General features: G+C 42.8%; 18 protein-coding genes. 16 read left to right on the top strand and 2 right to left on the bottom strand.

All coding sequences use genetic code 11. The annotated features are described in order from the left end of the window. Position 1 precedes the first annotated feature (1 nt). The 14 genes from ACT3S4_RS08315 (at position 2) to yfaE (ending at position 11,191) form a co-directional block, all read left to right on the top strand. Positions 2–208 (top strand): ParD-like family protein, encoded by a 207-nt coding sequence (locus ACT3S4_RS08315; RefSeq protein ID WP_045446174.1) that lies wholly within the window; start codon positions 2–4, stop codon positions 206–208. Continuing rightward, positions 201–974, top strand: a complete 774-nt coding sequence (gene map / locus ACT3S4_RS08320; protein ID WP_087815184.1) for a type I methionyl aminopeptidase — start codon at positions 201–203, stop codon at positions 972–974. Before ACT3S4_RS08315 ends, map begins: the two co-directional genes overlap by 8 nt. Positions 975–1,152: 178 nt before the next feature. Beyond that, entirely contained in the window at positions 1,153–2,079 is a 927-nt protein-coding gene (locus ACT3S4_RS08325) for a bestrophin family protein (RefSeq protein ID WP_087815182.1), read from the top strand. Positions 2,080–2,709: 630 nt separating this feature from the next. Beyond that, entirely contained in the window at positions 2,710–3,357 is a 648-nt protein-coding gene (tenA, locus tag ACT3S4_RS08330; RefSeq protein ID WP_087815180.1) for a thiaminase II, read from the top strand. A 112-nt stretch (positions 3,358–3,469) separates the two neighbouring features. Then, on the top strand, positions 3,470–4,168 hold the full coding sequence (locus ACT3S4_RS08335) for a class I SAM-dependent DNA methyltransferase (protein ID WP_087815611.1): 699 nt from the start codon (positions 3,470–3,472) through the stop codon (positions 4,166–4,168). A gap of 256 nt (positions 4,169–4,424) precedes the next feature. Continuing rightward, entirely contained in the window at positions 4,425–4,745 is a 321-nt protein-coding gene (locus ACT3S4_RS08340; RefSeq protein WP_045446256.1) for a YbeD family protein, read from the top strand. A gap of 537 nt (positions 4,746–5,282) precedes the next feature. Next, entirely contained in the window at positions 5,283–7,559 is a 2,277-nt protein-coding gene (gene nrdA / locus ACT3S4_RS08345; protein WP_087815613.1) for a class 1a ribonucleoside-diphosphate reductase subunit alpha, read from the top strand. Between the two features lie 111 nt (positions 7,560–7,670). Then, on the top strand, positions 7,671–8,138 hold the full coding sequence (locus ACT3S4_RS08350; protein WP_087815615.1) for a hypothetical protein: 468 nt from the start codon (positions 7,671–7,673) through the stop codon (positions 8,136–8,138). Then, on the top strand, positions 8,129–8,497 hold the full coding sequence (locus ACT3S4_RS08355; RefSeq protein WP_087815617.1) for a hypothetical protein: 369 nt from the start codon (positions 8,129–8,131) through the stop codon (positions 8,495–8,497). Before ACT3S4_RS08350 ends, ACT3S4_RS08355 begins: the two co-directional genes overlap by 10 nt. Positions 8,498–8,675: 178 nt before the next feature. Beyond that, positions 8,676–8,927: a type II toxin-antitoxin system Phd/YefM family antitoxin gene (locus ACT3S4_RS08360; RefSeq protein WP_087815619.1), complete on the top strand. Its 252-nt coding sequence runs from the start codon at positions 8,676–8,678 to the stop codon at positions 8,925–8,927. After that, positions 8,917–9,204 (top strand): type II toxin-antitoxin system RelE family toxin, encoded by a 288-nt coding sequence (locus tag ACT3S4_RS08365; RefSeq protein WP_087815621.1) that lies wholly within the window; start codon positions 8,917–8,919, stop codon positions 9,202–9,204. Before ACT3S4_RS08360 ends, ACT3S4_RS08365 begins: the two co-directional genes overlap by 11 nt. 39 nt (positions 9,205–9,243) lie before the next feature. Then, positions 9,244–9,627, top strand: coding sequence for a hypothetical protein (locus tag ACT3S4_RS08370; RefSeq protein WP_087815623.1), 384 nt, complete (start codon positions 9,244–9,246; stop codon positions 9,625–9,627). Between the two features lie 77 nt (positions 9,628–9,704). Then, the gene (gene nrdB / locus ACT3S4_RS08375; protein WP_045446160.1) at positions 9,705–10,838 is read left to right on the top strand and encodes a class Ia ribonucleoside-diphosphate reductase subunit beta; all 1,134 of its coding nucleotides are present in this window, start codon (positions 9,705–9,707) and stop codon (positions 10,836–10,838) included. A gap of 86 nt (positions 10,839–10,924) precedes the next feature. Then, the gene (gene yfaE / locus ACT3S4_RS08380; protein WP_045446158.1) at positions 10,925–11,191 is read left to right on the top strand and encodes a class I ribonucleotide reductase maintenance protein YfaE; all 267 of its coding nucleotides are present in this window, start codon (positions 10,925–10,927) and stop codon (positions 11,189–11,191) included. 141 nt (positions 11,192–11,332) lie between these two features. Here the strand turns inward: yfaE and ACT3S4_RS08385 are convergent, their stop codons facing one another. After that, positions 11,333–12,661: a trypsin-like peptidase domain-containing protein gene (locus tag ACT3S4_RS08385; protein WP_444760862.1), complete on the bottom strand. Its 1,329-nt coding sequence runs from the start codon at positions 12,659–12,661 to the stop codon at positions 11,333–11,335. A 315-nt stretch (positions 12,662–12,976) separates the two neighbouring features. Here ACT3S4_RS08385 and ACT3S4_RS08390 point away from each other — a divergent pair, with 315 nt between their 5' ends. Next, on the top strand, positions 12,977–13,810 hold the full coding sequence (locus ACT3S4_RS08390; protein ID WP_444760863.1) for a Nif3-like dinuclear metal center hexameric protein: 834 nt from the start codon (positions 12,977–12,979) through the stop codon (positions 13,808–13,810). A 1,054-nt stretch (positions 13,811–14,864) separates the two neighbouring features. Further along, on the top strand, positions 14,865–16,073 hold the full coding sequence (locus tag ACT3S4_RS08395; RefSeq protein WP_444760864.1) for a transglycosylase SLT domain-containing protein: 1,209 nt from the start codon (positions 14,865–14,867) through the stop codon (positions 16,071–16,073). A 139-nt stretch (positions 16,074–16,212) separates the two neighbouring features. Here the strand turns inward: ACT3S4_RS08395 and ACT3S4_RS08400 are convergent, their stop codons facing one another. Then, complete coding sequence (locus ACT3S4_RS08400; protein ID WP_087815633.1) at positions 16,213–19,212, bottom strand: LysM peptidoglycan-binding domain-containing protein; 3,000 nt, start codon at positions 19,210–19,212, stop codon at positions 16,213–16,215. Positions 19,213–19,366 lie beyond the last annotated feature (154 nt).

Genomic DNA, 19,366 nt, shown 5'->3' on the forward strand with positions numbered 1-19,366 from the left:
AATGGGTATTGTTAAGATTGATGATGCGCTACACGAAGAGCTTCGTAAAGCCAGTGCGGTAATGGTACGTTCGATTAACGCGCAGGCAGAGTATTGGATAAAGATAGGTATGTTGGCCGAGGCCAATCCTCACGCATCTTATACCGATATCATCAGCGAGCAGTTAAAACGAGCAGATGTTAATATAGGAAATCTTATCGATGGCTAAAATCGCGCTAAAAACACCTGAAGAATTGGCCATCATGCGCGAGTCTGGACGCTTATTGGCATCGGTTTTTGCTTACCTAGATACGCACATGGTCGCTGGCATCTCCACAATGACTGTCAATGATTTAGTCGAGCGCTATATTGTGGATGTTTTGCAGGCGCGACCTGCCAGCAAAGGTCAATACGGCTACCAATACGTGCTCAATACTTCTGTCAATCAAGTGGTTTGTCATGGTGTACCCTCAAGCAATCAAGTCCTAAAATCAGGCGACATCATCAATGTAGACATTACTTTAGAAAAAGGCAGCTTTATTGCCGATTCTAGCAAAATGTATATGATTGGCGATGTGATGCCCTTAACAAAACGCCTCGTCGATAACACTTATGAGGCCATGTGGGCAGGTATCCGTGTGGTCAAGCCGGGCGCAACGCTCGGCGATGTTGGGCATGCCATTCAAAGCCATGCCGAACAGCACGGTTACTCTGTCGTTAGAGAATACTGCGGGCATGGTATCGGTCGCGAAATGCACGAACAGCCTGAAGTTTTACATTATGGTCGCGCTGGTGCAGGCTTGGTTCTAGAACAAGGCATGACCTTTACTATTGAGCCAATGATTAATCAAGGCAAAGCCAAAGTAAAAATGAAAAAAGACGGCTGGACGGTGGTGACTGCAGACAAAAAGCTTTCTGCCCAATGGGAGCATACCATCGCGGTGACTGCCGATGGTTATGAAGTGCTGACGCTGCGTGAAGAAGAGACCCTTTAAAGCGTGCTTACCGTTCCCCTTGCTGCTGCGCAATACAAAAGTGATTTGAGTATTTAAGTATCATCTTATTATTGCCATATTGGTAACTACTGATATGATAGGTCGCGATGATTTGAGTATACGCTGATTGATACCTCTGTCATCGCTTTTTTATACATGCCATCGATAGGAAACCGACATGATTGTCCGGCAAACCCCAAACGCCCTCAAGATACTTTTTACCCTGCACGGCTCTGTCATTCCAAAAATTTATCCGCAAATTTTGCTGATCGCGCTTCTCAGCACACTTATAACAATTATTCAGCACTGGCTTCCTGACTCTTTTCCTTATTATGGTATGGCTCCTTTTACCTTGCTAGGAATCGCGTTGTCGCTATTTCTTGGATTTCGCAACAATGCCAGTTATCAACGCTGGTGGGAAGCTCGAGGGCTTTGGGGTCAGTTGGTATATGATGCGCGTAGCTTAACCCGTCAAGTGCTTTCTTTTATAGATACTGATACCGAGAATGGGCACGAGACTGGGCGAACGATGGTTTACCTGACCATTGCTTTTGCGCATGCTGTGCGCCATCGCCTGCGCGGCTCGTCACCTTGGCATGATGTCGAGCCTTTTGTCGCATCGAAACACCATGATAGTATGCGCCAAGCGCGCAACCTACCTGATTACATCATGCGCCTCATGGGTAAGCAGCTCGGCGACATTCGGCGTCAAGGACTGGTGTCAGAGCAAGTCATACAGAACATGGACGAGCGCCTGACGTCTATGACCATTGTATTGGCGGCCTGCGAGCGCATTCATAATACACCGCTGCCGTTTGCTTATATGCTGCTGGTCCATCGCACGACCTATCTGTATTGCATCATGTTGCCTTTTGGCTTGGTGGCCTCGCTCGGTTGGGTGACCCCACTGATTTGTGCCGTGATCGCTTATACCTTTTTTGGTTTGGATGCCCTCAGTGAAGAGCTAGAAGAGCCTTTCGGCTTAGCCGCCAACAAACTACCCCTGACTGCATTGTCGCGTACTATCGAGATTAATCTGCGAGAAGCACTAGAAGAGGCAGATATTCCGCCTGAGATCACTCCTATCAATGGCTATTTGCCATAGCCTCTTAGCTGAATGATTATAAAGCATAAATTAATCAATGCTAAATGAGACAGTGTCCCATAAACATGTTGCCTTAATTTATAAGATATTTTTTAATATCCTACCGTCGGGTAGCTAAATAATATAGGCAATCGTAGAGCGTTTATGAATAAAAAATACATTTGAAAATAGTGATTTCTTTCACCATTCTCGTGGTACTTGATCAGCTTAATAAAAGGTAAAAACTTGCCTATTTACGCTTGTAAGACAACCTTTATTCATGGTTTTTTGCGCATCACTTGCTAATGATAACTGAATTCGTCTACCATAGAGCCGATTGCTTAAGTACGAGCAGTTTAAACTTATATAAACTTTATATTTATTTCTGAAAAATAAACCTTGTCGGGGTGCTTTGATTTTTGATGCTTTAACTACAATTCAAAATCATGGCTGAGAGTTACCCGCGAACCTGATGCAGTTAGCACTGACGTAGGAAACAAGCGTGACATTTTATAGCACACCTCTTAAGCATACATTGCTAAGCAAGCCTTGCCAGTTTATTCATATAATCTGGTAAGGTTTTTTTGTGCCTGCTCACTGATCACCTCCTACTCTTTGCTTACTCGCATTTTATAACAGTAAGTGAACACTATGAACTACCAAACATTACGCCACCATTGCCCCACATGGGATGACTACATTCAGCATGATTTTGTCAAACAGCTAACAGCAGGTACGCTCGCCCCTGACAGCTTTCGTCACTATCTTGTGCAAGACTATTTATATCTTATTCACTATACCCGTGTGATGGCGTTGAGCGTGTATAGGAGTGATACGCTGGCACAAATGCGAGTCGGTCAAGCAGGCATCAATGCCATGCTAGATATGGAAATTGGCATGTATCTCGATTTATGTCATGAGTGGGACATCCCACTTAAAGAAGTAGAAAGCGCTTCTGAATCTGCCGTGACTATTGCCTATAGCCGCTACCTATTGGACGCTGCCATGTCAGGCTCATTAGCTGAGCTTTATGCGGCAATTGCTCCTTGTTTGATGGGCTATGGCGAAATTGGCAAACGCATTAAAGAACAAGGTTTTGTCGCGGACAATCCTTACCAGCCATGGATTGATGTCTTTGCCAGTGACGAATTTCAAGCGATTACCGCGCAGAATGAAGCGCAGATTAATACGCTACTAGCACAGGCTAACCCCGCTCAGGCAGACAAATTCCAACAGTTATTTAATACTGCTTCACGTATGGAAGTGAATTTTTGGCAACAAGCGCTTGATCTGTCCTAGCCCTATGCAAAGTGCTAGCTTTATGGCAAATACTTTTATATACCATATTTATTATAAATAAAATTTAACTTAACCCTAAACATAATAATGGACACACTCAAGGAGAAACATCATGGCAGCATTTGATGAACATGCAAGCGCGTATGACAGCTGGTTTTTTGACAACCAAAACTTACTGACCAGTGAGCTAAAGCTGGTCGCGCATTTCTTAGATAAGGATAGTGAGATATTGTCTATCGGCTGCGGTAGTGGACTGTTTGAGTCACTATTGGCGCAGGATTATGATATCCATATCAGGCACGGCATTGAGCCTTCTAAAGACATGGCTGAAATCGCTAAAAAGCGCGGCTTACAAGTGGATATTAGTCCTGCCGAGACTTGCGATATTGAGCCAAATAAGTTTGATATCATCATGTTTAACGGCAGTGTCAGCTACATCAACGATTTGGATATCTGTATTAAAAAGGCATTTGATGCCTTAAAAACCGGCGGCAAATTGATTGTTATCGATGTGCCAAAAGAAAGCGGTTTTGCCAGCTTATATAATTTGGCCAGCTCATTAAATACTTGGGAGCATCCGCTACTTGCGCATATCTCTCCTGCTGATCCCTATCCTATTGAGCTGGTTAAATCAGCAAATTGGCGCACCTCTGATGAAAAAATCGCGCTGATGCAAGCCAATGGTTTCGTCGATTTTGAGTATGCGCAGACCTTACTGACCCATCCTATGTATGCCAATGACAAGGTGCAAGAAGTCATCGAAGGCTATGACCGTGGGGATTATGTCGCTGTTTGTGCTTATAAAAAATGAGCTGATATGTGTATTAACATTTGATTATCATGGATGACTGAGCAAAATTTATGACAGATCACAGTGATCCATAGCATACTGTCATTGCCATTTTAGCACTTGAATTATAAGTTTAGTGCCACTATAAATGGTGAATAAAGCTCTTATGCTAATAGCTAACATTTAATAAAGCGAGGCACACATCATGACTGACGATCCAAAAGACAGCACCAATCAAAACAACAACCAAGCACCAGCAAATGAAAAATCAGTAAAAATGACCAACCTAACGCCCAATCAAGGTGTGATCACAGGCAAAAGGACGGATATTCAAAATCCTGAGCTCTGGGACTTTCCAATGAACTATCCACTTAGCATCATTGGTCATGAAGGCGAGCGTGAGAACTTACTCAATGAAGTGAAGCTTATTTTGGGCAGTCAGTTCCCTGATTTCGATTTGGCCTCGATAGAAGTGAAACCGTCTAAAACGGGTCGCTTCCATTCAGCACGGGTCAATCTATATCTTACAGCAGCCGATCAGGTCAATGTACTGTATGCCTCACTCGACGCTGCCAAAACAGTCCGTTTGGTCGTATAAACAGATAATTGTCGTTTAAAAAAAGCCAGCTGCTTTTCCGTCGAAATCGTCACTCGCTATTAATCACATACGGGTGGCGATTTTTTGTGGTTTGCTGTACAATCTGCGCCCTCATGATTATTGTTCTATATCCCCTTATTGGTGGGTCATTTACTCGCGAATGAAAAGCAAATGATCCTACGATTTTTACAAAAAACTTATTATTTGAGTCAATCGCGTCTAACCCTTACCCCATCGTCCTTTGCTAAAATTCGGACACAGCACAACCTCACAGCAACATAGTTTGATGCTAAAATCAATATAGTATTTTCAAAATTTTCCCGCTATATTGTGCCTACCTACTAACAAATACGCTATATGTAGTACTCAGTGAATTTAATTGTCACTATGAGTAGCGGTAGATTTTTGCCTAAAAAAACACCTATCGCGGCGCAAGCATCGTAGCATTATAAAGAATGCCTGCCGTTTACTGACTGTGCAGCATCACTATAAGCAACATTATAAATAATTACCAAGTTATCAACTTAAGAGGGCAACATGACACACATCGACAAAATCAAAGTGACCAAACGTGACGGACGATTAGAGCTTATTGATTTGGATAAAATTCATAAGGTAATCGAGTGGGCAGCTCACAATTTGGATAATGTGTCTGTGTCGCAAGTTGAGCTAAAGTCGCACATTCAGTTTTATGAAGGTATCAAGACTCGCGATATTCACGAGACCATCATCAAGTCAGCAGCAGATCTTATCTCTGAAGATACGCCTGATTATCAGTATTTGGCTGCGCGTTTGGCGATTTTCCATCTGCGTAAAATTGCTTACAATAAATTCACCCCGCCGCACCTTTATGATCATGTCAAAAAACTGACCGACGCTGGTAAATACGATCAGCATATCCTAGCTGATTATAGCCGTGCTGAGTTTGATGAATTAGAAGCATATCTTGATCACTGGCGCGATATGAACCTTGCTTATGCCGCTGTTGAGCAAATGGCAGGTAAATACCTCGTCCAAGACCGTGTCAACAAGACCGTCTTTGAAAGCCCGCAGTTCTTGTACATGCTGGTTGGTATGTGTTTGTTTAGCCGTTATGACAAATCAGATCGTTTGGACTACGTAAAGCGTTTTTACGATGCGACGTCGCAATTCAAAATCTCGCTACCAACACCTATTATGGCAGGAGTGCGTACCCCATCGCGTCAGTTTAGCTCATGCGTATTGATCGAATGTGGTGATAGCCTAGATTCTATCAACGCGACCACCAGCGCCATCGTACGCTATGTGTCACAGCGTGCTGGTATCGGCATCAACGCGGGTCGCATCCGCGCCCTTGGTAGCCCTATTCGTGGCGGCGAAGCACAGCATACCGGTTGTATCCCATTCTATAAACTGTTTCAGACAGCTGTTAAATGCTGCTCACAAGGCGGCGTCCGTGGCGGTGCAGCGACGTTGTTTTACCCATTGTGGCATTTAGAAGTTGAGTCATTATTGGTACTTAAAAACAACCGCGGCGTGGAAGACAACCGTGTGCGTCATATGGATTACGGCGTACAGCTAAATAAAACGATGTACACGCGCCTCATCAAAGGTCAAGACATCTCGCTATTCTCACCAGGTGACACGCCGGGCTTGTATGATGCGTTCTTTGAAGATCAAGACAAATTCGAAGAGCTATACACCAAGTACGAAAATGACCCAAGCATTCGTAGCCGTCAAATCCCAGCCGCTGATTTGTTCAGCCTAATGATGCAAGAACGTGCGAGCACGGGTCGTATCTACATCCAAAACGTCGATCATTGCAATACGCATAGCCCATTTGACCCAACGGTTGCGCCGATTCGTCAGTCAAACCTATGTATGGAAATTGCCCTACCGACCAAGCCACTTGATAATATCAATGACGAAGAAGGCGAAATCGCGCTTTGTACGCTATCAGCGGTCAACTTGGGTAAAGTCGACAACGTCAGCGACATCGAAGAACCAGCTGAGCTAATCGTCCGTGCGCTTGATGCCCTGCTTGATTATCAAGACTATCCAGTTAAAGCGGCTCAAAATGGCAGCATGCGTCGTCGTACACTCGGTGTGGGCGTTATTAACTATGCGTATTACCTTGCTAAGAATGGCGTGCGCTATTCAGACGACTCAGCATTGGGTCTCACCCATCAAACATTTGAAGCGTTGCAATTTTATCTCTTGAAAGCGTCAAACAAATTGGCAAAAGAGCAAGGCGCTTGCCCTGCGTTCAATGAGACGACGTACTCGCAAGGTATCTTGCCGATTGATACGTACAAAAAAGATTTGGATAAAATCTGCCAAGAGCCGCTACATCTCGATTGGGAAACCCTACGTACTGAAATCACCACTCACGGTCTGCGCAACTCTACCCTAACCGCCTTGATGCCGTCTGAGACCTCTAGTCAGATCGCCAACGCGACCAACGGTATCGAGCCACCACGTGGTTTGGTGTCTATCAAAGCGTCAAAGGACGGCATCCTAAAGCAAGTCGTGCCTGAGATTGATAAGCTAAAAAATCAGTATGAGCTACTATGGCAAATGCCAAACAATGACGGTTACCTACGGCTGGTCGCTGTCATGCAGAAATTCGTCGATCAAAGTATCTCTGCCAATACCAACTACGATCCCGTTCGTTATGAAGGCGGTCGTGTACCAATGAAGATATTGCTTAAGGATTTACTAAACGCGTATAAGCTTGGCGTGAAGACGTTGTATTATCACAACACCCGTGATGGTGCGAACGATGCCCAAGCGGATATGGAAGATGATTGTGCTGGCGGTGCATGTAAGATTTAGGCTAGAAATATTGGAAATACTATCCTGTTACTTTTAAAAACTATAGGTGACAGGATATTTACTATACCGATCTTAGCTTTTTAGCCAGTTTTAATAGTATGGAGTATTATTTTGGACATTCGGATCATTCCGAGCAACTATGTAGCTCTAGCTTCAGATATCTCCGTAATTATGTCTTTTATTAGCTTAGCTATTTCTATATTCTTATTTCTTGAAGCTAGGAAGATATATAAACTATTTATCGGAAAGGCTAGGATTCCAGAAATCAATAAATCTTTAAAAAAGATCTATCCAGACGTATCAGAAAAAATGAATGATTTTGAAAACAACAAAGAATATATATTTACAGAGTTTTTAAATGCTAAAAGCCTTGTTGAGAGTCTGGAAAAAAAGCTCACTGAGGATTCACACAAAAAAAAGTGTAGAAATTTTGTACTTATGTTTACTACTAAAAAATATTTTTTCTATTATCGCAAAAAAATAGAATTTACAGACAAAGAATCTTGGTTGTTGTTGAGAGAACTATCTGCCCTAGTTGTTACTCTTTCAGAATTAGAGAAAGATTTAAAATGGAAATGAATACTATGGATACTGTATCTAAATTTGAAAATCTAATTAATATTTTAATACAACAAACTAACTCTAATACAATTAGATGGAATATAGGAATACCCCCTAAAAATTTATCTTATGGCACAGATGATTTCTTCCCATTATTTCTTTATACAGAATACCAATCTCAATCCCTAGGCTTATATTTAAGAAGATATAGATACTATCATGATGAATCTGAATATAGCTGGTGTGAAGATACAGTGTTTTGTATCATTAAAGATGATTACATTGTATACAAATATGAAAAGAACTCTCCAGCACTATTAGATTTATTCGATAAAGCAAGTCAGCAAGTATCTGGTATTGACAATTTGTTTAAATAAATATGCTTGTTTAAACATTATTTATATTTTTTGTAGGATATTCCCAGCGCAGTGATAGCATGGAAATTACGTTTGGCGCACCCTACAAAATACGCGTAAATAGATTAACAATTAAGACCTAATTTTCGTGCTAATATTGTCTCTATATTTAGAGCTTAATATTAGCGGAGAATGAATCATGCAACCAATATTTGCGACACAGACAGCCAGTATCTCAGAGCTGAAAAACAACCCTTCGGCACTGATTAAACAGTCAGACGGTGAGTCTATTGCTATCTTAAACCACAATAAACCAGTGGCTTATTTAGTCTCAACAGACGTCTTTGAACGCATGATGGAAGCAATGGACGACATGGCATTAAGCCAAACTATTAGCTCACGGATGAATGACGGGCAAAAACCTGTAAAGGTAACGTTGGATGACCTATAATCTTGAGTTTCACCCTTTAGCGTTAAAAGAATGGAAAAAGTTAGCACCCAGTATTCAGCAGCAGTTTAAGAAAAAGTTACAGCAGCGCTTATTAAATCCTCGTGTTCCTGCTTCACAGTTATCAGGTCATAATGATACTTATAAAATCAAACTACGCACCATAGGCTATCGTTTGGTGTATACCGTTAAAGATGATGTGGTCGTGGTTTATGTATTAGCAGTAGGCAAAAGAGAGAATAACAAAGTATATGATGCGCTTGCGACACGCCACCCCTAATTAAAACACAGACAGAATAAAAATAACGGAGGTCATAGAGTGCAATATACCGCAATCATCAAAGACGGTGGTTTGTTTATCCCTAACGTATTTTCAGACCTAAACGATGGTGACTCGCATATCGTACAAGTGGAAGTCGACATCGCAGACGTCCGTGAGCAATTAGGCGAAGGCACAGCAGCAAAACCAGAAGCATTAAAGAAAGTCACCACAAAAGTATTGAAAAAACCAATAAAGAGAACGACTAAAAAAGACGTACAGAAAGAAATGCATCAACTATCAGATGATGATGGCTTGAGTGCGCTGCGTAAGAGTGCGATCGATGAATTGGAAGGTTTGGACGATAGTGAGCTAAGTGAGATATTTAAAGCGTATATGAATGATGGACAGACGCCAGAACAGATATCTTTAGAGCACTTGTAATACAATCCCATCCAATCAAACCAAATCTAGTCAAAACCCTATAACTTAATAACCATATCAATGATAAAGGCAGTCTCATGACTTATTCGATTTTTTCCCAAACGCCAAACAATGCGCTAACAGAGCCGATGTTTTTTGGTAATCCGGTCAACGTGGCGCGTTACGACCAACAAAAGCACCCTATCTTTGAGCAATTGATTGAAAAGCAACTGTCGTTCTTTTGGCGTCCAGAAGAAGTCGATGTATCACGTGATCGTATGGACTATGGCAATTTGTCCTCACACGAACAGCATATTTTTATCAGTAACCTAAAGTATCAAACGCTACTCGACTCTATCCAAGGTCGCAGCCCAAACGTCGTACTACTGCCATTGGTATCGATTCCTGAGCTTGAGACGTGGATTGAGACGTGGACGTTTTCTGAGACCATTCACTCGCGCAGCTATACCCATATCATTCGCAATATTATCAATGACCCTGCTATCGTCTTTGATGACATCATGCAAAACGATCATATCCTAGAGCGCGCCGCAGACATCGCCAAGTACTACGATGACTTATATTATAACTCATCGCTATATAACCTATACGGTGCAGGCACGCACACGATCAATGGTAAGCAAATTACTGTCGATTTAAAATCGCTGAAAAAGCAGCTTTACTTGTGCTTGATGGCAGTCAACGTCTTAGAAGCCATTCGCTTTTATGTGTCATTCGCTTGCTCATTTGCCTTTGCTGAGCGTAAGCTAATGGAAGGTAATGCCAAGATTATTAAATTGATTGCTCGTGATGAGGCGCTACATTTAACGGGCACTCAGCATATTCTTAACCTCATGCGCATCGGTCGTGATGATCCTGAGATGGTCGACATTGCCAAAGAGTGCTATGAAGAAAGCATCGAGATATTCCGTAAAGCGGCTGAGCAAGAAAAAGAATGGGCAGGCTATCTATTCAAAGACGGCTCAATGATTGGTCTCAATAAAGACATTCTTTGCCAATATATTGAATACATCACCAATTTACGTATGGAAGCGGTTGGCTTGCCAGTCGCATTCCCGAATTCTAAATCAAACCCAATCCCGTGGATTAACACATGGTTGTCATCTGACAACGTACAAGTTGCCCCGCAAGAGACGGAAATCAGCTCATACTTGGTTGGTCAAATTGATTCAGATTTATCAGACAGTGATTTTGATGATTTTGAACTTTAGAGCTTATGTGTTCATTTAAAAAATAGTTTTTGAAAGATTATTGTTTAGAAAGTACAGAATGATAGGGAAACAAACAGGATAAGACTATGACTTGGGTAATGACGAGTAAAAAGCAATTTTACTTGCATGATGACGAAAGCTTGCTTGATGGATTGCTACGCACCGGACATGATATCAATTATCAATGTAAGGAAGGCTATTGTGGCAGTTGCCGCATCAAGCGTATCGCCAGCTCACACGTCATTGACTATCCGTTTGCGCCCCTTGCCATGATTGATGAAGACGAGATCCTACCCTGCTGTTGTCGTGTGCAGGGGGTGATTTACATTAATCACGAGCCTACTATAGAGTAATATTAACCAAAATAGTGCTAAAAAAGTCGAAACAAAAAGCGCGTTATCTTCAAGATAACGCGCTTTTTTACTGTCTATAAATTGTTCAAGCCATTTTGATTAAGCTTATTTTGCTTAAGTTTTAGGTGATGAAGAGTGACCTTATAAGGGTGCACCATCTCTTTCAAACAGCTGCAACAGCTCTTCACGCATACGGTCACGCTCGGCTTCTGACATCATCGGTACGTCTTGTCTCTCACCTTGTAGATTTGGATCTTCTATACCACCAACATTTTCATCAAGAATCACAACCGGACGTTCCATCGGCTCTTGTGCTGGACGCTCTTCTAACAGTATTTTGACTTGCGCATTTTTACCACGGCGTAATATTTGCGCATTCAGCGTGGTATTCGGTGCTTTACGAGCGACATACTGAATCAAGGTATTGGCATCCGTCATCTCAACGCCGTCAATCGTCAAAATAATATCGCCGATACGCAGACCACTCTTAGCAGCAGGACTCTTAGGAACGACATTAAGCACTTCTACCCCAGTCGAGGTTTCAAGCTGCGTTGGGTCACGTAGCTGTGACTGTATCTCAATCCCCAACCAACCACGGCTCACCTTACCATCTTTGATAATGGCGTTCATCACTTGCTCAACGATAGCGGTAGGAATAGCAAAACCGATACCCATAGAGCCGCCAGAGCGTGAGTAAATGGCCGTATTAATACCAATTAATTCACCAAAAGCGTCAACGAGTGCGCCGCCCGAATTACCTGGGTTAATCGCTGCATCGGTCTGGATAAAGTCTTCAAACTTGTTGACCCCAAGCCCAGTACGTCCTGTCGCTGAGATAATTCCTTGCGTTACCGTTTGACCGACACCGAACGGATTACCAATCGCTAATGCAACATCACCAACTCGGATAGGTTCTTTACGGAAACCAAGTGGTGCCAAACCGGTCATATCTACTTTAATCACTGCCAAATCACTGTCTGGATCTGTACCAACGATTCTAGCGCGGCTCTTACGACCATCATTAAAGGCGACCGTAATTTCATCGGCTTTTTCGATCACATGGGCATTGGTCACGATATAGCCATCTTCTGAGACAATCACCCCAGAGCCTAAATTGGTATTGCCCTGCTCTTCTGACGGTGCACCATGGAACTCAAAAAAGCGGCGCAACACAGGATCATTCATATAAGGATGCTCTGCCATCGTTTGCGTGGTGTAGATATTCACGACTGATTGTGAGGCGCGAGCAACCGCATTATGATAAGAAGAAATCGCTGCGGGTGTATCAGAAACAGGTGCTGACGCTTGCTGCTCAGCAGGTGTGGTTCTGGGCGGCTCCCATGCCTGCTCTGATGCCGTCTTCATACTCGCAAACAACCAAATAAATGCGGCAATCACGACTAGCAATAAAACCCAAGGTAACCATTTTAATACAGACGCCTTGCTGCTGGTTTTCCGAGATGACGACATATAAAACCTCTATAAATTTGATACAAACAGACGAAGATGAATAAGGTGAGAAACATGGTGTATATTAGGACGCATTGAGCAGCATTTATCAAATGTTCACAGCCCACTAGATGGTTGTTTTTTTGCACTATCTATACGACAAGCTTACATGTATAAATTATAACCGCCAATACTACCCAGTTGTAACGTATCGTGTACCATTTCAGTGAGTAGGGTTGTCTATCCTACTGTAGCAACATGTTAAAATACTCATTATCAAAAGCCACATCTTAGCTATAAATGCTTGCCCCACTGAATCAATTATAAGGGAATACCATGACCACACACAATATCTCAACCGAGCCCTCAAATACCGCCATTACCGTTCAAGCACTGACCACATTCTGTGATGACTATTTATCAGCAGATGCTTTTAAAGATTATGCCCCTAATGGTTTACAAGTAGATGGGGGTCGACCTATCAAGCGCATCGTCACTGGTGTAACGGCTTGTGAGGCGTTGATTGATGCGGCGATTGCTGACAATGCAGACGCCATTATGGTGCATCATGGTTATTTTTGGAAAGGCGAACCTGCCCCCATCACTGGTATGAAAGGTCAGCGTATCCGTAAACTTATGCAGCATGGTATCTCTTTGATTGGTTATCATCTGCCGCTCGATGCCCATCCCATCATTGGTAATAATGCCAAGCTGGCTGAGGCATTAAATATGACCGTTATCGGCGCTTTATACCCTAGTGAGTCGCATCCCGTTGGTAATATCGCCACTTGTACCCCGCAAAATGCTCAAAGCCTCATTACTCACATTACTCAGACGCTAGGACGATTGCCATTGCATATCTCTGCCAATTATAGCGCACCGAATAGTACAAGCGCTCATATCGATAATAACAGAATTATCGAACACGTGGGCATTTGTACGGGCGGCGCACAAGATATGATCGAACAAGCTGCATTGATGGGCTGTGACGCCTTTATCTCTGGCGAAATATCAGAACGTACCACCCATATTGCCCGTGAGCTGGGCATTGATTATTTCGCTTGTGGACATCACGCGACAGAACGCGGCGGTATTCAAGCACTCGGTCACATAGTTTCTCAAGCATTTGGCATACCCGTGACCTTTGTGGATATTGATAATCCTGCTTAGACTATGCCCTCAACTCTACTCATAGCTATCTAAATTTAGAATGATTTTCAGAAAACAAGGCTAATCATAATCAGTATGGTTGCCCAGTATGAATGATTTTTGCGGCTCCAATTTTCAATAGTGTATCAATAATAATGGCCTTTTTAACCGTCTATAGCCCAATTGTTAAGTTTTATCGCTAATTTCTTAACCACACTTGAATAATCCAAGGAATATCCGCATATTAATATCCGAAGAAAGAATGTCTTGTCATGAGGCTTCCCATTTATTACAGCTTCCGGTTATGGTACTTAAATGAGTATAACCGCCTAAAATCTCCCTATGTTGTATAGCTATTGAGGTCATATAGATAACGAGGTTTTGGACGGTTTACTAGTAGACACACTGTGCGTGATATATTTTCAGCAGCATGGTCTATCTTGATTTAAGTGTCGCGATACTGGATTAGCAACCGCTGATTGGTAGTAAATTTTCTATCATTTTTTTATTAGTAATGAAAATAGCGACTTGCTTACCCTTATTGCTGGACAAAAAATTAATCACTGTTGACTCTATTACAAATGATTTAAAGAGGACATGGTCATTAATATCAGCATAGAAAAGCTGAGTGCATAAGCACCCCGCTCATTTTATGTTTTGTCTCAATAACTTAGTTCATGACCTTACCTATGTTTAATATATAGTTGTTTTATTCTTAGCCCCATCTACGCATCGATGAAGGAATCATCCGATTTATATCCTTCTCGGTGTTGTGCGTTCATCATTTTGTATTGATACTTTATATCGATGTTTTATATTGATATTTTGAGAGATTTTTTAGCCCTCTTACCTGATACGCCGAATACGCTAGTAGATAACCAGCTAATTAAAAACTGCACCGCTACATTTGATAAAAATTCATTAGCGGCACTATTATTAAACCAGATGACGACGCACTTATCTTATTAAGAAGTGCGTGGTTGTCTAAAATGCAACATCGATGTATGACTACTTTATAAGCATACATTCATAAGCGTTTTACGGTAAGCAGGATGGCTAAAATCAGGAGACATCCATGCAGCGTATTACTTATCGTGTGAAAGTATCTGCGCAAGGGGCTAGACGCCGTATTTCTTATTTACTGCGTCCATCTAAACGCCTACCGAACACTAAAAGTAACATCGTTTCATCCGTTACCCCGACGACATCGAGTCGTTTTTCTAGAACCAAAAAGCTGGCGCAAGTTTCTAGTATTGCCCTTCTCTCTTTACCTGCTGAGAGTCTGACGACGATACGTGCGCCAGTGCCAGCCTATGATAACGTCATGCTAGAAAGCACGTTAACCATCGCTGCCGTCCCCGGTGACAGCACTTATTTTGCGACTGACGGTTTTCAACATGGCTTTGGTTTTGATTTGGTACATACTTATGCTGACGAGCTTGGCGTTGATATCGATCTAAAAGCGTATGCCAATGAAGAAACTGCCCTAAAGGCGCTGAGATCGGGCGAGGTAGACATGGCATTAACAACGGCCAGTACACAGTTAAAGAGCAAGTTTAACTTATCGTCTATCAACATCAGTTGCGGCTATGACGCCAGCTTAACAAAGAATGGTTTACATCCAAAAGTCAGTTGGACGTTCAATTCATCCAATGACCCATTATCACAAAAAGCCAGTTACTTTTTGTGTGACAGCATTAAGCTGAAAAACACACAAAAACTTGCTGCCTTTTACAATCAAAACTTGCTAAAAGACGCCTATAGCCAAGATCATTTCCAAAAAACGTTGACCGAAAAACTGCCTGATTATCAATCGTCTTTTGAAGAGCAAGCACGCAATTATAATCATGATTGGGAATTATTGGTGGCCATGGGTTATCAAGAATCACACCTTGATGCCAATGCCGTATCGCCAACGGGCGTGCGTGGTCTCATGATGTTGACCAATAATACAGCCAAAGCAATGGGCGTCTCAGATCGCGTCGATCCCTACCAAAGTATCGGCGGCGGCGCGCGTTATTTAGAGCAAATGAAAGATGACTTTGCTGATGTGCCAAAGACAGATCGTATTTGGTTTGCGCTTGCCGGCTACAACATGGGACCAAATGCAGTAAAGAGTATTCAGCGTAAACTGCGAGATCAGGGTATTGATGATAAAAGCTGGGCGAACGTTTATGCGTACTTAGGTGACAATAAAGCTACCAATAGTCGTTATGGCCAAGCCATGCATTATGTTAGCAATATTAGAAGTTATCTTGAGACTATCAAAACTCAAACTGTCTAGTTGATAAGTGCTATTAGATATTTTGAGAATTGAATTTTATAGATAAAAAAAGCTGCTCTTATAAAGAGCAGCTTTTTTGTGCAGAATGATCTGTCTTAATCGTATTTACTTGGCTATTATTCCACTAAGCCGCTTACTCTTAACGATTAGGTACGGTCAGGCGCTGACCACGCTGTAGCATCGTATCCGCCGCGATATTATTCATTTCAGCCAATTCTTGCGTAGAGACGCCATATTTACGTGCTAAGCCAATCAAACTGTCTCCTGACCCAACGGTGTAGCTCACTGTGAGCTTTGGTACTTTAAGCGTTTGTCCACGCTGTAATTGGGCATTGGTCGCGAGATCGTTGGTCGCAGCCAAGTCGTCTATCGAAACACCAAATTGACGTGCTAAAGCAATCAAACCATCACCTGATTTAACTTTATAGCTCTCGGTGTTGCCCAATTTTTTGCCACTACTCGCTGTGCTAGTCGCGGCAGTGCTGCTAGCCGTACTACTGCTTTGGGTATTGCTACTAGAGGTCGCTACAACGCTGCCACTGGCAGGAATCGTAATCGTACGACCGAGTATCAAATTAGAGTTGGTTTTCAGGTTGTTCGCTGTTGCCAAGTCACTAAGACCGATATTATAACGTTGAGCCACGCCTGTTAACGTATCGCCTGATTTTACTTTATAACTGACAGTTTTATCATTTAGCTGACGATCAACCAATCCTTTAGACACGGGTACTTTGATGGTTTGACCACGTTGTAAGCGTGCTTTTGCATCAAAGTTGCTATTCACCGCCGCAAGCTCAGCTGGACTGATACCTACGCTATTGGCAATGCCGATCAAAGTATCGCCAGATTTTACTTTATAGTTGGTGGTTGCCACCGAACTTGAGCTGCTGTTACGGCTACTAGAGCTTGAGGTGTTTGCTGCATCGAAATCGACACTTGCAGGTACTTTTAGAGTTTGACCAACATATAGTGAGCTTGTAGTGCTCATATTATTGAGGCTGGCAAGTGTATCAGTTGATACATCGAACTGACGTGCGAGAGCAATCAAGCCATCGCCCGATTTTATTTTATAGTTCTTAGTAGCCGTGCTTGATTTACTTGGTTTGGTCGAGGGAGCGGCAGGCGTGGTCACTGGCGCAGTCACTTTACCTGGTATCAGCCATAGCTTTTGACCACGTAGTAAATCCGCTCTACTACTCAAATTATTGTAGGTTGCCAACTGAGTCACCGATAGACCAAAGCGGTTAGCAGTACCAATCAGCGTATCGCCACTCTGTACTACATAGCTCTCTGGTTGACTTGCCGCGGTATTGTTAGCTGTGCTCAACGGTTCGATGGTTTTTGCATTGTATAAGTATAAGGTACTGCCTGATAGCAGCTTAGAGCTGGCATCTATTTGATTCCATTCAGCGATATCGCGCCAACTGACACCCGCACGACTGGCAATATTAGATAAGGTATCGCCACGCTTGACAGTATAAGTGGTACGTGCACCTTGGGGTTTTGGCTTGCTTACTGATGTTTTTGCAAAGCTAAGCTTTTTCTCTTCGCCACTGGCTTCTAGAATAGACTGCTGTGTCTGTACGGCGGATAAATTAATATTACCATCAGCATTGATCACATTGGTTTCAGGCGTGTTACTGCGAATTTGATTGGCAATAAAATCACGCTCTTCTTTGCTCAGTGGTGGTTCTTGGACAATCGTATTATTCTGTGTAATTTGAGCAGAGGTGGTCGGTAGACTGTTACTGCTTTTTAGCTCAGCATTGATCTTGTTGGTTTCTGCCGTACTCAATGGTGGCTCAGTACGCACCGAGGCATTATTACTGTAGACAGAGCTGCTAGTCGGTGTGGCTGACGGTGATATATAACTGGTCGTTTGCTGCGGCACACTAGCGCTTGCAGCATAATCAGCCAAGGCGCTACCTGTAGATGGTAATGAAGAGCCAGTATAGGGTTTGTTATTATAGCTTGGCGTCGTGGTCGTGCTACTTGGTGTGCTTGTATTACTCGATGCCAGTATATTGCCCGTACCATTGCCTCTCAATGAGCTCAATTTAACATCGGTATTAAGACTCACATCATTAGGAATAATAATACGCTGGGGACCAGAAGAATCAACACGCCCTGATGTTAAGGCCGTATTTAACCTTTCTAATTCGTCGTAACTCACGCCTGTCATTTGCGCAACTTCAGCCAAGCTCACGCCATAATTCACTGGCACACTACGGAAATGCTGACGGTTGGCGATGGCTGGCAAGTAGACACCATATTGCTCAGGCTTGGCAACAATTTCCGCTACCGCCAAGAAACGCGGCACGTAATTCATCGTTTCAGTAGGCAATCTCAGAGACCAATAATCTGTCGGTAAACCCTGAGCTCTATTAGCATCAATGGCCTTTTGCACGCGACCAGGACCCGCATTATAAGCAGCCAATGCTAACTCCCAACTGCCAAACTGGTTATGTAGTGCGGTCAAAAAGTCATAAGCGGCGCGAGTTGATTCGATGACATCACGGCGACCATCATAGGTACTGCTTTGATTCAAACCATAAATACGACCCGTGCTTGGAATGAACTGCCATAAGCCTGCTGCTGCCGCACTACTGGTACCGCTTGGATCGTAAGAGCTCTCAATAACAGGTAACAAAGCCAGCTCTGTCGGGATATTACGACGCTCAGCTTCTCGTACGGTGTGATAGATATAGCGACTAGCACGTGCAGTCAAACGGTTTAAATAGTCTTGTCGACTGGTAAACCAGCTTTTTTGCCCTTCGATACGCTGATTATAAGTCGGCTGACCGCCATTCATACGATAGCCAGCACGTAAGCGACTCCATAAATCACCATACTGCTGAATAGCAAGTTTGTTGCCTTCCACCATAGTCATGTCAGTGGCTTCGAGTAAATCGGCTAACTCATCCAAGCTATCTGCATCTAAATATGCCGTTGAATAGTCCGTACTGCTGCTTGCTGCAGGCGCTTTAGTAGCTGGGCGTTTAGTAATAACAGATGAGCTATTGGTCGCACCCTTTTTTACCGCTGACGTATTGCTACAAGCACTGATAAGTAAAGTTGATACCGCAAGCGTCAATGGCAACGCAATAAATGAGCGAGATTTTGATAGCACAGTAGACATGATATTGGAAGTTTCCTAACGACAGAAAGTGATAAGATAAAGTTGCTTGCTAGTATAGTATGCAATGTGAAGCAAAGACCAGTCTAATATAAAAAGATAATCATCATAAGTTGAGTCAATTTTTAGACCTCTCACGAAATGCAATCAACCATTT

The sequence above is a fragment of the Psychrobacter sp. AOP30-A2-5 genome (assembly GCF_052378115.1).
Taxonomy (GTDB): domain Bacteria; phylum Pseudomonadota; class Gammaproteobacteria; order Pseudomonadales; family Moraxellaceae; genus Psychrobacter.

Coding starts and splice junctions, on each gene's coding strand:
- ACT3S4_RS08315 (WP_045446174.1), top strand. CDS start 2: ATGGGTATTGTTAAGATTGATGATGCGCTACACGAAGAGCTTCGTAAA.
- map (WP_087815184.1), top strand. CDS start 201: ATGGCTAAAATCGCGCTAAAAACACCTGAAGAATTGGCCATCATGCGC.
- ACT3S4_RS08325 (WP_087815182.1), top strand. CDS start 1,153: ATGATTGTCCGGCAAACCCCAAACGCCCTCAAGATACTTTTTACCCTG.
- tenA (WP_087815180.1), top strand. CDS start 2,710: ATGAACTACCAAACATTACGCCACCATTGCCCCACATGGGATGACTAC.
- ACT3S4_RS08335 (WP_087815611.1), top strand. CDS start 3,470: ATGGCAGCATTTGATGAACATGCAAGCGCGTATGACAGCTGGTTTTTT.
- ACT3S4_RS08340 (WP_045446256.1), top strand. CDS start 4,425: ATGACCAACCTAACGCCCAATCAAGGTGTGATCACAGGCAAAAGGACG.
- nrdA (WP_087815613.1), top strand. CDS start 5,283: ATGACACACATCGACAAAATCAAAGTGACCAAACGTGACGGACGATTA.
- ACT3S4_RS08355 (WP_087815617.1), top strand. CDS start 8,129: ATGGAAATGAATACTATGGATACTGTATCTAAATTTGAAAATCTAATT.
- ACT3S4_RS08360 (WP_087815619.1), top strand. CDS start 8,676: ATGCAACCAATATTTGCGACACAGACAGCCAGTATCTCAGAGCTGAAA.
- ACT3S4_RS08365 (WP_087815621.1), top strand. CDS start 8,917: ATGACCTATAATCTTGAGTTTCACCCTTTAGCGTTAAAAGAATGGAAA.
- nrdB (WP_045446160.1), top strand. CDS start 9,705: ATGACTTATTCGATTTTTTCCCAAACGCCAAACAATGCGCTAACAGAG.
- yfaE (WP_045446158.1), top strand. CDS start 10,925: ATGACTTGGGTAATGACGAGTAAAAAGCAATTTTACTTGCATGATGAC.
- ACT3S4_RS08385 (WP_444760862.1), bottom strand. CDS start 12,661: ATGTCGTCATCTCGGAAAACCAGCAGCAAGGCGTCTGTATTAAAATGG.
- ACT3S4_RS08390 (WP_444760863.1), top strand. CDS start 12,977: ATGACCACACACAATATCTCAACCGAGCCCTCAAATACCGCCATTACC.
- ACT3S4_RS08395 (WP_444760864.1), top strand. CDS start 14,865: ATGCAGCGTATTACTTATCGTGTGAAAGTATCTGCGCAAGGGGCTAGA.
- ACT3S4_RS08400 (WP_087815633.1), bottom strand. CDS start 19,212: ATGTCTACTGTGCTATCAAAATCTCGCTCATTTATTGCGTTGCCATTG.